The sequence below is a fragment of the Mycobacterium sp. 1274756.6 genome (assembly GCF_001668625.1).
GTDB lineage: Bacteria > Actinomycetota > Actinomycetes > Mycobacteriales > Mycobacteriaceae > Mycobacterium.
Genome location: NZ_LZLJ01000060.1, coordinates 36,423 through 47,981 on the forward strand (window position 1 = coordinate 36,423; position 11,559 = coordinate 47,981).

Genomic DNA, 11,559 nt, shown 5'->3' on the forward strand with positions numbered 1-11,559 from the left:
GGCGGGCCGAAGCAAGCCCTCCCACGGGGTGGGGTGTAGATTATTCGACGGTGATCCCCATCGACCGGGCGGTGCCGGCGATGATCTTCGCGCCGGCCTCGACGTCGTTGGCGTTGAGGTCGGCCTTCTTGGTCTCGGCGATCTCGCGCACCTGGTCCCAGGTCACCTTGGCGACCTTGTTGGTGTGCGGCTCGCCGGAGCCCTTGCCCACCCCGGCGGCCTTGAGCAGCAGCTTGGCGGCCGGCGGGGTTTTCAGCACGAAGTCGAAGCTGCGGTCCTCAAAGACGGTGATCTCCACCGGCACCACGTTGCCGCGCTGGTTCTCCGTCGCGGCGTTGTAGGCCTTGCAGAAGTCCATGATGTTGACGCCGTGCTGACCCAGCGCCGGACCGACCGGCGGGGCGGGGTTGGCCTGCCCGGCCTCGATCTGCAGTTTGATCAGCCCGATGACCTTTTTCTTCGGGGCCATGAGTGGGGTCCTTTCTCGGCTTGGGTCGTCGCGGGCGAAACCACGCGACGGGATCGCTGTTAAATCTTGGAGACCTGGGTGAAGGTCAGCTCGACGGGGGTCTCCCGGCCGAAGATCGACACCAGCACCTTGAGTTTCTGCTGCTCGGCATTGACCTCGCTGATGGTGGCCGGCAGGGTCGCGAACGGCCCGTCCATGACGGTCACCGACTCGCCGACCTCGTAGTCGACCTCGATGACCGGCTGCTCCAGCCCGCCCTCGGTCGCCGCGGCCGCCGTGCTGGCCGCGCCCTTGGCGGCCTTCTTGGCCGGGGTGCGCGGCAGCAGGAACTTCACCACGTCGTCGAGGGAGAGCGCCGACGGCCGGGAGGTGGCGCCGACGAACCCGGTGACGCCCGGGGTGTTGCGCACCGCCGCCCAGGAGTCGTCGGTCAGGTCCATCCGCACCAGGATGTAGCCGGGCAGCACCTTGCGGTTGACCTGCTTGCGCTGCCCGTTCTTGATCTCGGTGACCTCTTCGGTGGGCACTTCCACCTGGAAGATGTAGTCGCCGACGTCGAGGTTCTGCACGCGGGTCTCGAGGTTGGCCTTCACCTTGTTCTCGTAGCCGGCGTAGGAGTGGATGACATACCAGTCGCCGGGCTTGGCGCGCAGCTCCGCCTTGAGCGCGACGGCGGGGTCGACCTCCTCGACCTCCTCGCCGGCAGGCTCGGTCGCCTCGGTCGCCTCGACGGCCTCGGTCGCCTCGACCTGCTCGGCGCTCTCGGCCTGCTGCGCCTGCTTCTCAACGGCTGCGTCAACCGCCTCATCGGCGGGCGTGTCGCCGTCGAAGGTAGTCACGACTCTCATTCCTCTCTATCGCTTCAGCTCGGGGGCGAACCCTCTCGCTGCCGGGTCAGGTGTTCTGTCCGAAGACCAGCATCACCAGCTTGGCCAGACCGTAGTCGGACAGCGCCACCAGCGCGACCATGAACACCAGGAACGCCAGCACCACCGAGGTGTAGGTGATCATCTGCTTCTTGTTCGGCCAGATCACCTTGCGCAGTTCGTTGACGACCTGCTTGAGGTAGTTGAAGACGAACAGGAACGGGTTGCGGGACGGACCGGTGCGGGCCTTCTTGGCCTTCTTGGTCTTCTTCGTCGCGCTACCGACGTCGGCACCGGCCCGCGCCGGCTCCTTCGCCGCGCCGGTCTCGGTAGCGATGCGCTGCCGCTTGCCGCTGGGCCGCTTCGGCTGGGTCACCACAGCGGACTGCCCACCGGCGTCCCCGGTGTCAGCGGCGTCGGCACCGTCGCGCTCGTCGCTCACCGCGCGCTCCTTCGTTCGGTCGTTGGTCATGCTCCGGCGGATACGTCCAGTCTCCACCATCACACGTATTCAGTTGAGCACGGGCGACAGGACTTGAACCTGCAACCTGCGGTTTTGGAGACCGCTGCTCTGCCAGTTGAGCTACGCCCGTCCGAGGTTGGCAGCCCAACCCGCGTGCTCGGGGCCTCCCCTGCGCGCCGCCCCGGTGCATCGCTTCGCTCTGCCTCGTCGTCGGCTAACAAGACTGACGCGCTCCCCGTTCAGCCGATCACCGACCGACGGAGGGCGCGTTGGTAGTGGGAAAACCCCGAGTGGAAAGTGTACCCCGCCGCCACCGTCGGTTACTAATCAGTCCTTGCGGGTGACCTGACCGGTCGCGGGGTCGAACTTGATCTTCACCGAGTCGTCGCCCTCGTGGCCCATCATCGTGGTGTAGCCCTCCATCACCAGCTCGCCGTCCTCGTCACGCAGGGTGTTGCGGCTCACCACGATGTCGGCGCCGAACCGCTGGTCGACCGAATCGATCACCATCTGCGCCCAGACCTTGTCGCCGGCGTAGAGCGGGCGGTGGTAGACGAAACGCTGGTCGACCTGCACGATCTGCATGGTTTCCATGCCGATGTCGACCTTGCGGAAGAAGTCCTGCTGGACCAGCAGCGCGAAGGTGGAGATGAAGGTCAGCGGGGCCACCAGCGCCCGGTGCCCCAGTTCTTCCGCGGCCGCCTCATCGAAGGTCGCCGGGTCGTCGGCCTTGACCGCCTTGGCGTATTCGCGCACCTTCTCCCGACCCACGATGAAGTAGTCCGGGTAGTCGTGCACCATCCCCAGGATGTTGGTCTTGAGTGCCATCCCGCTACGCCAGCTTCGCCGAAGCGGTGGCGCGGCCGAAGATCTTCTTGCCGTCGTGGGTGGCGGTCAACGCCAGCGTCACGATCTTGGTCTCCGGGTCGGCCGACTTCACCCGGCCGCCGAACACGATCTCGGTGCCGGTGCTGTCGTTGGGGACCGGGACCACCGCGGTGAACCGCACGTTGTATTCGGTGACCGCGCCCGGGTCGCCGACCCAGGAGGTGACGTAGCCGCCGCCGAGCCCCATGGTCAGCATGCCGTGGGCAATGGCGGTGTCCAACCCGACCAGCTTGGCGATCTCGTCGTCCCAGTGGATCGGGTTGAGGTCACCGGACACCCCGGCGTAGTTGACCAGATCCTGCCGGGTCAGCGGGATCGTCTTCTCCGGCAACTGGTCACCGACCTTCACCGAACTGAATTCACGCAGTGCCATCGGAAAAGCCACTCTCCCCATCTTCTTCGCTACGCCCCGCAAGGGTGGTGTAGGTCTCCTGTACCACTTCGCCGTCCTGGTTGGTGACGATGATCTTGGTGACGATGATGTCGGTGCCGTGCGCCTGGCGCAGCGAATCCACCGTCACGTCGCAGTAGAGCCGGTCGCCGGCGGTGACCGGCCGGAAGAACTTCAGTACCTGGTCGACCTGCACGATCTGCGCGTCGTGAATGGCGACCCCGGCGTATTCGAAGAACGCCACCTGTGCCTTGTAGCCGAGCACCGAGGTGAACGTCAGCGGCGTCGGCAACGCGTTGTAGCCGAGTTCGGCCGCCGTCTCCTCCTCGAAGAACACGTCGTCGTCGTTCTTGACGGCGACCGCGTACTCGCGGATCTTCTCGCGCTCCACCTGGTAGTAGTCGGGGTAGCGGTACTGCAACCCGACGATCCGCTCCGATACCGTCACGGTCTGCGATCCTCAACCGGGCGGCGGGCTACCGCGATTCGCGGTGCGCTTGGTGTTTGCCGCAGTTCGGGCAGAACTTCTTCAGCTCGAGGCGGTCCGGGTCGTTGCGGCGGTTCTTGCGGGTGATGTAGTTACGGTGCTTACACACTTCGCAGGCCAGAGTGATCTTCGGCCGTACATCGGTACTGGAGGCCACGTCTGCTGTCCTCTTTCACAATTGCGGTTGACTTGTAGCGATGGCCGGACTTGAACCGGCGACCTAACGATTATGAGTCGTTCGCTCTAACCACCTGAGCTACATCGCCTCGGGTACCCGCCGCCAGCCTGCCCGGCGTCCACCGAGCCCCCTAACGGAATCGAACCGTTGACCTTTTCCTTACCATGGAAACGCTCTGCCGACTGAGCTAAGGGGGCGCGGCCCGTCGACACTGTCGCGGGCCATCGATGAGGGTACAACCTGGCACGCGGCGGCACCAAACCGCGCCTCTAGGCTGGAGCTATGGCTGACGACTCCAACCGCCTCTACTTCCGGCAACTGCTGTCCGGGCGCGACTTCGCCGCCGGCGACCCGATCGCCACCCAGATGCGCAACTTCTCCTACCTGATCGGCGACCGGCAGACCGGCGACGCGCTGGTCGTCGACCCCGCCTACGCCGCCGCCGACCTGGTCGACGCGGTGGAGGCCGACGGGATGCGGCTGGCCGGGGTGCTGGTCAGCCACCACCACCCCGACCACGTCGGCGGCTCGATGATGGGCTTCGAGCTCAACGGGCTGCCCGAACTGCTGGAACGGGTCAGCGTCCCGGTGCACGTCAACAAGGAGGAGGCGCAGTGGGTGTCCCGGGTGACCGGGGTGGCCCTGGGCGATCTGACCGCCCACGAGCACGGCGACACCGTCACCGTCGGCGACATCGACATCGAGTTGCTGCACACCCCCGGGCACACGCCGGGCAGCCAGTGCTTCCTGCTCGACGGCCGGCTGGTCGCCGGCGACACCCTGTTCCTGGAGGGCTGCGGGCGCACCGACTTCCCCGGCGGGGACTCCGATGCGATGTACCGCAGCCTGCAGCAGCTGGCCGCCCTGCCCGGCGACCCGACGGTGTACCCGGGGCACTGGTACTCCGCGGACCCGCACGCCACTCTGTCGGAGGTCAAACGCACCAACTTCGTCTATCGGCCCGCCAACCTGGAGCAATGGCGGATGCTGATGGGCGGTTGACCTGATATAAGCGGTAGATGAGTTTTCAGCCCGCCCAGTCCGGAATCGAGCGCTGGGCCGACGACCGGTGGTACGAGATCACCCACGCCGGAGCGGCGGTCTGGGTGGCGGTGGCCGTCTGGGTGGCCTTGGTGTTCCTGGGGCTGGCGCTGCTGTACGCGGGCCGGCAACTGCGGGCCGGCGCCCGGGTGCGCGCGGCGCGGGAGCGGCCGTATGTGTCGATGTACATGGAGCCGCACCCGGCCGACTGGCATCTGATCGAGTTGGTGGTGCGCAACTTCGGCCGCACCGCCGCCTACGACATCGGGTTCGACTTCGTCGCCCCGCCGACCGTGGCCGCCTACGAGAACGCCCAGGACGGCTTCGCCGACGTCATCACGCTGCCGCTGCCGGAGCGGCTGCCCACCCTCGCCCCGGGCCAGGAGTGGCGGCTGGTGTGGGATTCGGCCCGCGACCGCGACCAGATCGGCAGCCAGATCGAGTCTCGGTTCACCGGGTTCGTCACCTATTTCGACCGCGCCGAGGAGCACGCCGGGTCGCGGCGCTGGTGGCGGCGGCGTCGTCGCCCGCTGCGCACCGAGGTGGTGCTGGACTGGGAGGAGCTGGCCCCCACCCAGCGCATCGAGTTGATGACGAACCATGACCTGGCGCGGCGGGAGAAGCAAAAGCTGGAGCTGCTGCGCGGGGTGCTGACCTACTTCCAGTACGCGGGCAAGGAGAACCGCCCGGAGGTGCTGCGCGAGGAGATCGAACGGGTCAACCGCGCGGCCCGCGACGTGCAGGACCGCTGGCGCAGCCAGACGGTCGCCGACCCGGCCGACACCGTGCGGTTGAATGTGCCCCACGGCCGGCACAGCGGCCGCCCCGACAGTAAGGATCAACCATGACCGGCCCCGTCAGCTACCGCCGCGACGACGCGATCGCGGTGATCACCCTCGACGACGGGAAGGTCAACGCGCTGGGTCCGGCGATGCAGCAGGCGATCTCCGCCGCGCTCGACGAGGCCGACCGCGACGACGTCGGCGCGGTGGTGATCGGCGGCAACGACCGGGTGTTCAGCGGCGGCTTCGATTTGAAGGTGCTGACCTCCGGGGAGGTCCAGCCCGCGCTGGAGATGCTGCGCGGCGGCTTCGAGTTGGCCCATCGGGTGCTGACCTACCCCAAGCCGGTGGTGATGGCCTGCACCGGGCACGCGATCGCGATGGGGTCGTTCCTGCTGTGCTGCGGCGACCACCGGGTGACCGCACCGGCCCACAACATCCAGGCCAACGAGGTCGCGATCGGGATGACGCTGCCCTATGCGGCGCTGGCGATCCTGGAGCTGCGGTTGACCCGCTCGGCCTACCAGCAGTCGGTCGGGCTGGCCAAGACCTACTTCGGGGAGAGCGCGCTGGCCGCCGGCTGGGTCGACGAGGTGGTGCTGCCCGATCAGGTCCGCGCCCGCGCCGAGGAGGCCGCCCGCGAGTTCACCGGGCTCAACCAGCCCGCCCACGCGGCGAGCAAGCTGCGCGCCCGCGCCGACGCGCTGACGGCGCTGCGCGCGGGGATCGACAACATGGCCGCCGAATTCGGGGTGTAGCGGCGCACCGCTCGCCGCCTATTACGGCCGCTATTTGGGCCGCGGCACCTGGTGGGAGCGGCGGAACCGCCGCAGGTAGCGCGGCCAGTCCCAGGTGGTGAGGAACTCGCTAGCGGCGAGGTAGCCGTTGTCGTAGAGCTCGCGCAGCTGCGCGCGGGTGGCGCCGAAGTCCAGCACGCCGACGTCGGTGGAGTTGACCTGGATGGCGCGCACGCTCACCCACGGCAGGCTCAGATGGGTCTGGTCGTGGCCGACCAGCATGGTGGTGACCAGCTTCTCCAGCAGCGCCGACGGGCCGAACCAGCGCAGCGGCTTCAGCGCGGGCACCAGGGCGCTGATGCCCTCCCCGGTGGTGGGCACCACCGTCACCCCGAACGTGGGCCACTTCGGGGCGTTGCCGTCGGGCCGGTCGAAGGTGTCGATCGGGAAGTTCGACAGCACCCCGCCGTCGACCAGGGTGGACGCCCGGCCCGCGCAGTCGACCAGCGTGCACGGCCGGTAGAAGAACGGCACCGACATCGAGGCGCGCACCGCGTCGGCCACCGACTGCTCGTCGGGGTCGAGGCCGTAGACCCGCCGGTAGTCCCACGGCAGTCGCACCAGCTGCCCGGTGGTCAGGTCGGTGACGCTGACCACCGCCCGGTAGCGCCGCTCCGGCAGCAGGTTCTCGTCGGGGTAGGCCAGGTCGCCGAAGGTGCTGACGCCGAGGTTCTTCAGTTCGCTGCGGATCCAGTCGTGGGCGAAATCGCCGCGGTAGAGCCCGGTGTCGCGCACCAATCCCCAGGCCTTGCCGGCCAGCGGTAGCGGGGCGGCGTCCCGCCAGCGGCGCAGCGGCACCGACAGCGCCAGCTCGGTGACCTCGTCGGCGGTGAGCTGATCACCCTGCGCGGAGGCGGCCATGATCGCGCCGACCACCGAGCCGCCGGAGACCCCGGAGACCCGCTCGATGGAATAGCCGGCGTCCATCAGCGCGACCAGCGCGCCGACCAGCCCGATGAATTTCACCCCGCCGCCGGACAGCACCAGATCGGCGTGCAAAGGTCCCGCCCCGGCTGGTGCCACAGCCTTCGATGCTAGTCGCGTCAGACGCGCCCCGTCTCGGCCTGCGCGCCCCGCCGCCGCCCGCCACAACCCGCCGAGTGAAGCTCCATGGCGGAAAAATCGCCCGCGGAGCTACCTACAGCTTCACTCGGTGCTGTGCAGCATCACTCGGTGCTGTGCGGCGGCACAGTCGCGGCGCGCAACGCGGGGCGTCACTCGGCGGCGACCCACTCATAGGGCAGGAACTTGCCGTCGAAGGTCACCACCACCCGGTCTCCGCCCGGGTGCGGCTTGCGCTGCAGGTCGACGCTGAAGTTGATGGCGCTCATGATGCCGTCGCCGAACTGCTCGTGGACCAGCTCCTTGATCGCCGGGCCGTAGACCTGCAGCGCCTCGTAGAAGCGGTAGACGGTCGGGTCGCTCGGCACCGTCGTGGGCAGCCCGCCGCGGTAGGGCACCGCCGCCAGCGCCGCCACCGCCGCGGCGTCCAGGCCGAGCAGCTCCACCAGCACCTTGCCCTGCTCGGGCGGGATGGGCTGCTGGCCGAGGAGCGCGGAGGTGGTCCAGACCACCGGCCGGTCGATGGCGTCGGCGAGGTCCTGCCAGCTCAGCCCCTTCTCGAGGCGGGCCACGACGATCTGTTCGGTCAGCTCGTTTCTGTTCATACCGTCCAGCATGCGCTCCGATCAGTACCGTGGTCGACGGGCCTGTCCCCGCCCGCTCCCGCCCAGCAAAGGAACCGCATGCTCCGTCGCGTCTTGCCTCTCGCCGCCGCCGCGTTGACGGCGCTCACGCTCACGCTGGCCGGCTGCGCCTCGCCCGCCCCGGCCCCGGAGGCCGGCACCCCGGCCCAGCTGGATTTCACCGCCACCACGATCGACGGCGCCGAGTTCGCCGGGGAGAGCCTGCTGGGCAAACCCGCGGTGCTGTGGTTCTGGGCGCCGTGGTGCCCGACCTGTCAGCGGGAGGCGCCGATGGTGGGCCAGGCCGCCGAGACCCACCCCGACGTGACGTTCGTCGGGGTCGCCTCGGCCGCGCAGGTGCCGGAGATGAAGGAGTTCGTCGCGACCTACCCGGTGGGCTCGTTCACCCACCTGGCCGACACCGACGGCGCGGTGTGGCGCAAGTTCGGGGTGACCAAGCAGCCGGCGTTCGCGTTCGTCGCCGCCGACGGCCAGACCGAACTGGTCAAGGGCGAGGTGACCAGCGTGGAGTTGGACCGGCGACTGGATGAGCTGACCGCCCGGTGATCGACACCGCCGCCCTCGGGCTGGCGCTGGGTGCGGGGCTGGTGGCCGCGCTCAACCCGTGCGGGTTCGCGTTCCTGCCCGGCTATCTCGCGCTGGTGATCGCCGGCGGCAGCCGGCAGCGTTCCCGGCCGGCCGCGCTGGCCCGGGCCGGGTTGGCGACGGCGGTGATGGCGGCCGGGTTCGTCACCGTCTTCGGGGTCTTCGGGTTGGCGATCTCCCCACTGATCGCATCGGCACAGCGCTACCTGCCGTTCGCCACGGTGCTGATCGGGGTGGTGCTGATCGGGCTCGGCGGCTGGCTGCTCAGCGGCCGCGACCTGACCGTCATGCTGCCCACCCCGTCGGGCGGGTCGCCGGGGGCCGGGCTCGGCTCGATGTACGGCTACGGGGTGGGCTACGCGCTGGCGTCGCTGTCGTGCACGATCGCGCCGTTTCTGGCGGCGGTCTCCACCACCTTCCAGCAGGGCGCGTGGCTGACCGGGGTGCTGGCGTTCGTCAGCTACGCCCTCGGCATGGCGATCACGGTCGGGGTGGCCGCCCTGGCGGTGGCGTTGGCCGGGGCGTCGGCGGCCGGGGCGCTGCGCGCGGTGCTGCCCTACATCAACCGGATCGTCGGGGCGCTGGTGCTGGCCACCGGGCTCTACGTCACCTACTACGGCTACTACGAGATCCGGTTGTTCTTCACCGACGCCGGCCCCGACGACCCGGTGATCGAGGCAGCCGGGGCGGTGCAGGGGTGGCTGGCCGGGGTCGTCGACACCCTCGGGGTGTGGCCGCTGCTGGCCGCGGCGGCGGTGCTGGTCGCGCTCGGGATCGGCTGGCGCATGGCCCCGCGGGCGACGCCGGGGCTACCCTGCGAGACGACGGCAGCCAGGGAGGTGGGCGTGCACGGCGCAACCGATGAGAACGAGGAACCGCGCGGATTCTGGGAGCGGTTCTACGGCGAGACCGAGCAGAAATGGAGCGGGCGGGTCAACGCCCGCCTGGTCGAGGTCGCTCAACCCCTCACCCCCGCTCGGGCGTTGGATCTGGGTTGCGGGGAGGGCGCCGACGCGGTGTGGCTGGCCGAACAGGGCTGGCAGGTGATGGCGGTGGACATCTCGGCGACCGCGCTGGCCCGCGCCCGTGCTGCCGCCGCTGCGGAGCGAAACGTCGTGGACCGCATCACGTTTGAAGAACACGAGCTGCCGCACAGTTTCCCCGCCGGGCACTACGAGCTGGTGTCGGCGCAGTTCCTGCACTCCCCGGTGCGGCTGGATCGCGAGGAGACCCTGCGCCGCGCCGCCGACGCCGTGGCCCCCGGCGGGATCCTGCTCATCGTCGACCACGCGGCCGCGCCGCCGTGGGTGGAGGATCCCGAGGCGCACCACTTCGGCACCCCCGACGACGTGCTGGCCGCCCTCGACCTGGCCGACACCGACTGGGAACGGCTGCGCGCCGACACCACCGACCGCGCCGGCTTCAGCCCCGACGGAGACCCGGTGACGTTGAGCGACAACGTGATCGTGCTGCGCCGCTGTCCTTGAATTCAGGCCGGCTTGACTCAGGCCGGCTTGGTCGCGGTGACCACATGGGTCGGCGACCACGGGCCGCCGTACCACATCCGCCAGCCCAGGTTGCGGCGCTGCACGTTAGCCCAGCCCAGTTCGGCCAGCCCGGCGGCGTGCCGGTCGGTCTCCCACAGGTCGGCGATGATCAGCCGCCCGCCGGGCCGCAGCACCCGGACCGCCTCCAGCAGCGCGCGGCGCCGGCCCGCCCGGCCGGGAATGTTGTGGATGACCAGATTCGAGACCACCACGTCGACGCTGGCGTCGTCGAACGGCAAGGTGGTGATGTCGGCGGTGTGCAACTCCACGCGGTCGGCGACCCCCTCCAGGGTGGCGTTGGCCCAGGTGGTCTGCTCGGCGTTGCCGGTCTGATCCGCCTGCCACACGTCCACGCCGATCGCCCGGCCGCGCGGCAGCCGCTTGGCCACCGCGCAGAGCACCGCGCCGCGCCCACAGCCCAGGTCCAGCACGGTCTCGTCGCCGCGCAGCCGAAGCCCGTCGAGCAGTTCGGCCCAGACCGCGAACTTGCCGCGGCGGGTGGCGTGGGCGTACAGCCCCGCCTGCGCGAGCAGCGCGGCGGTGATCGCCGCCGCGGTTCCGGCGCGCCGGTAGCGGCCCCGTGCCGCGCTGCGGGCGGCGTAGCCGGTCAGCGCCGCGCACCCGGCGGCCAGCAGCCCGGCCTGCACGGGCGCGGATAGGACATGGAAGGAGCCGTCGACGCCGTAGTCGCCGCGGTGCGCACCGGCGGTCATGTCCGCCATTCTTCCAGCCCGGCCGGCCCGATCTCGTCGGTCAGGGTCTCGATCACCTCCCGCAGCTCGCCGACCAGGGCGCTGTCGCTGCGCCGGGCGTAGACGTCCAGCAGCGCGCGGTAGTACCACAGGTGCGCGCCCGGATGGTGTTGGTTGAACCGCTGCCACACGGCGTCGCCGACCGCGCGGTGATCGCGCAGCAGCGCCCGCGCGTTGTCGAGTTTGTCGGCCAGCGACACCAGGATCGCCTCGTCGGAGACTTCGGCCAGCAGCTCGATGTAGCGTTCCTTGCGCGGCAGCCACGGCGGTTTCGGGGTTTCGAAGGTGTCGCTGCATTCGCCGACGATGGCGGCGACCTGCGCGCCGAACAGTTCTTCGATCTCGGCGAGGGTGTCCGCGCCGCCCTGGTCCTCGGCGGCGTCGTGCAGCAGCGCGCCGATCGCCTGGTTCTCGGTGCCGCCGGCGCCGATCACCAGCCCGGCCACCGACAGCAGATGCCCCAGATACGGGATGTCGCCGGCCTTGCGGGTCTGGTGCCGGTGCACGTCGGCGGTGTACTGCAGGGCCCGGTCGAACCGGTCGGTCAGCCGTGGGGTGGGGGCGCTCATGGCTCCACTGTGGCACGCGGCCCGGACATGTTCCGGCC

General features: G+C 69.7%; 16 protein-coding genes, 3 tRNA genes and 1 pseudogene. 6 read left to right on the plus strand and 14 right to left on the minus strand.

Annotated elements, in window-relative coordinates:
• Positions 1-40: 40 nt before the first annotated feature.
• The 10 genes from rplK to A5643_RS07910 all read right to left on the minus strand — a co-directional run bounded on the left by rplK (position 41) and on the right by A5643_RS07910 (position 3,939).
• On the minus strand, positions 41-469 hold the full coding sequence (gene rplK / locus A5643_RS07865) for a 50S ribosomal protein L11 (protein ID WP_066853668.1): 429 nt from the start codon (positions 467-469) through the stop codon (positions 41-43).
• A gap of 59 nt (positions 470-528) precedes the next feature.
• Complete coding sequence (gene nusG, locus A5643_RS07870; protein WP_066853670.1) at positions 529-1,308, minus strand: transcription termination/antitermination protein NusG; 780 nt, start codon at positions 1,306-1,308, stop codon at positions 529-531.
• A gap of 55 nt (positions 1,309-1,363) precedes the next feature.
• Positions 1,364-1,777, minus strand: a complete 414-nt coding sequence (gene secE, locus A5643_RS07875) for a preprotein translocase subunit SecE (protein WP_066853849.1) — start codon at positions 1,775-1,777, stop codon at positions 1,364-1,366.
• Between the two features lie 78 nt (positions 1,778-1,855).
• Positions 1,856-1,928 (minus strand) — tRNA-Trp (locus A5643_RS07880).
• Between the two features lie 197 nt (positions 1,929-2,125).
• Positions 2,126-2,626, minus strand: coding sequence for a (3R)-hydroxyacyl-ACP dehydratase subunit HadC (hadC, locus tag A5643_RS07885; RefSeq protein ID WP_066853671.1), 501 nt, complete (start codon positions 2,624-2,626; stop codon positions 2,126-2,128).
• A gap of 4 nt (positions 2,627-2,630) precedes the next feature.
• On the minus strand, positions 2,631-3,059 hold the full coding sequence (gene hadB, locus A5643_RS07890; protein WP_066853673.1) for a (3R)-hydroxyacyl-ACP dehydratase subunit HadB: 429 nt from the start codon (positions 3,057-3,059) through the stop codon (positions 2,631-2,633).
• Positions 3,046-3,525, minus strand: a complete 480-nt coding sequence (gene hadA / locus A5643_RS07895) for a (3R)-hydroxyacyl-ACP dehydratase subunit HadA (RefSeq protein ID WP_066853675.1) — start codon at positions 3,523-3,525, stop codon at positions 3,046-3,048. The genes hadB and hadA overlap by 14 nt, the downstream gene beginning before the upstream one ends.
• A gap of 28 nt (positions 3,526-3,553) precedes the next feature.
• Positions 3,554-3,721: a 50S ribosomal protein L33 gene (gene rpmG, locus A5643_RS07900; protein ID WP_066853677.1), complete on the minus strand. Its 168-nt coding sequence runs from the start codon at positions 3,719-3,721 to the stop codon at positions 3,554-3,556.
• A gap of 35 nt (positions 3,722-3,756) precedes the next feature.
• Positions 3,757-3,830, minus strand: a tRNA-Met gene (locus A5643_RS07905).
• A gap of 36 nt (positions 3,831-3,866) precedes the next feature.
• Positions 3,867-3,939: transfer RNA gene (locus A5643_RS07910), tRNA-Thr, on the minus strand.
• Between the two features lie 85 nt (positions 3,940-4,024).
• Here A5643_RS07910 and A5643_RS07915 point away from each other — a divergent pair.
• The 3 genes from A5643_RS07915 to A5643_RS07925 are packed head-to-tail and all read left to right on the plus strand — an operon-like array spanning position 4,025 to position 6,323.
• Positions 4,025-4,744 (plus strand): MBL fold metallo-hydrolase, encoded by a 720-nt coding sequence (locus A5643_RS07915; RefSeq protein WP_066853679.1) that lies wholly within the window; start codon positions 4,025-4,027, stop codon positions 4,742-4,744.
• Positions 4,745-4,761: 17 nt separating this feature from the next.
• Positions 4,762-5,631, plus strand: a complete 870-nt coding sequence (locus A5643_RS07920) for a DUF8453 domain-containing protein (RefSeq protein ID WP_066853680.1) — start codon at positions 4,762-4,764, stop codon at positions 5,629-5,631.
• A complete protein-coding gene (locus tag A5643_RS07925) occupies positions 5,628-6,323 on the plus strand; it encodes a crotonase/enoyl-CoA hydratase family protein (protein ID WP_066853681.1) in 696 nt (231 codons plus the stop codon). Before A5643_RS07920 ends, A5643_RS07925 begins: the two co-directional genes overlap by 4 nt.
• 30 nt (positions 6,324-6,353) lie before the next feature.
• On the opposite strand, the gene A5643_RS07930 is transcribed toward A5643_RS07925, so the two are convergent.
• Complete coding sequence (locus A5643_RS07930; RefSeq protein WP_066853683.1) at positions 6,354-7,385, minus strand: patatin-like phospholipase family protein; 1,032 nt, start codon at positions 7,383-7,385, stop codon at positions 6,354-6,356.
• A 191-nt stretch (positions 7,386-7,576) separates the two neighbouring features.
• The gene (cynS, locus tag A5643_RS07935; protein ID WP_502686225.1) at positions 7,577-8,029 is read right to left on the minus strand and encodes a cyanase; all 453 of its coding nucleotides are present in this window, start codon (positions 8,027-8,029) and stop codon (positions 7,577-7,579) included.
• Positions 8,030-8,107: 78 nt separating this feature from the next.
• Here cynS and A5643_RS07940 point away from each other — a divergent pair, with 78 nt between their 5' ends.
• The 3 genes and pseudogenes from A5643_RS07940 to A5643_RS18105 all read left to right on the plus strand — a co-directional run bounded on the left by A5643_RS07940 (position 8,108) and on the right by A5643_RS18105 (position 10,140).
• Entirely contained in the window at positions 8,108-8,614 is a 507-nt protein-coding gene (locus A5643_RS07940; protein ID WP_066853687.1) for a protein disulfide oxidoreductase, read from the plus strand.
• Positions 8,611-9,450, plus strand: a pseudogene (locus A5643_RS18100) (cytochrome c biogenesis CcdA family protein); the annotation flags it as partial. The gene A5643_RS07940 and the pseudogene A5643_RS18100, both read left to right, overlap by 4 nt.
• Entirely contained in the window at positions 9,439-10,140 is a 702-nt protein-coding gene (locus A5643_RS18105; protein ID WP_156628676.1) for a class I SAM-dependent methyltransferase, read from the plus strand. The pseudogene A5643_RS18100 and the gene A5643_RS18105, both read left to right, overlap by 12 nt.
• Before the next feature lie 17 nt (positions 10,141-10,157).
• On the opposite strand, the gene A5643_RS07950 is transcribed toward A5643_RS18105, so the two are convergent.
• Both A5643_RS07950 and A5643_RS07955 read right to left on the minus strand, forming a co-directional pair.
• On the minus strand, positions 10,158-10,913 hold the full coding sequence (locus A5643_RS07950; RefSeq protein ID WP_156628632.1) for a class I SAM-dependent methyltransferase: 756 nt from the start codon (positions 10,911-10,913) through the stop codon (positions 10,158-10,160).
• Positions 10,910-11,521, minus strand: coding sequence for an HD domain-containing protein (locus A5643_RS07955; RefSeq protein WP_066853691.1), 612 nt, complete (start codon positions 11,519-11,521; stop codon positions 10,910-10,912). The genes A5643_RS07950 and A5643_RS07955 overlap by 4 nt, the downstream gene beginning before the upstream one ends.
• Positions 11,522-11,559: the final 38 nt, after the last annotated feature.

Bases quoted from the DNA above. Each gene is read 5' to 3' on its own strand.
- A5643_RS18105 (WP_156628676.1), top strand. From the start codon at position 9,439: ATGGCCCCGCGGGCGACGCCGGGGCTACCCTGCGAGACGACGGCAGCC.
- A5643_RS07940 (WP_066853687.1), top strand. From the start codon at position 8,108: ATGCTCCGTCGCGTCTTGCCTCTCGCCGCCGCCGCGTTGACGGCGCTC.
- A5643_RS07950 (WP_156628632.1), bottom strand. From the start codon at position 10,913: ATGACCGCCGGTGCGCACCGCGGCGACTACGGCGTCGACGGCTCCTTC.
- A5643_RS07915 (WP_066853679.1), top strand. From the start codon at position 4,025: ATGGCTGACGACTCCAACCGCCTCTACTTCCGGCAACTGCTGTCCGGG.
- A5643_RS07955 (WP_066853691.1), bottom strand. From the start codon at position 11,521: ATGAGCGCCCCCACCCCACGGCTGACCGACCGGTTCGACCGGGCCCTG.
- A5643_RS07925 (WP_066853681.1), top strand. From the start codon at position 5,628: ATGACCGGCCCCGTCAGCTACCGCCGCGACGACGCGATCGCGGTGATC.
- hadB (WP_066853673.1), bottom strand. From the start codon at position 3,059: ATGGCACTGCGTGAATTCAGTTCGGTGAAGGTCGGTGACCAGTTGCCG.
- hadC (WP_066853671.1), bottom strand. From the start codon at position 2,626: ATGGCACTCAAGACCAACATCCTGGGGATGGTGCACGACTACCCGGAC.
- A5643_RS07920 (WP_066853680.1), top strand. From the start codon at position 4,762: ATGAGTTTTCAGCCCGCCCAGTCCGGAATCGAGCGCTGGGCCGACGAC.
- rplK (WP_066853668.1), bottom strand. From the start codon at position 469: ATGGCCCCGAAGAAAAAGGTCATCGGGCTGATCAAACTGCAGATCGAG.
- cynS (WP_502686225.1), bottom strand. From the start codon at position 8,029: ATGAACAGAAACGAGCTGACCGAACAGATCGTCGTGGCCCGCCTCGAG.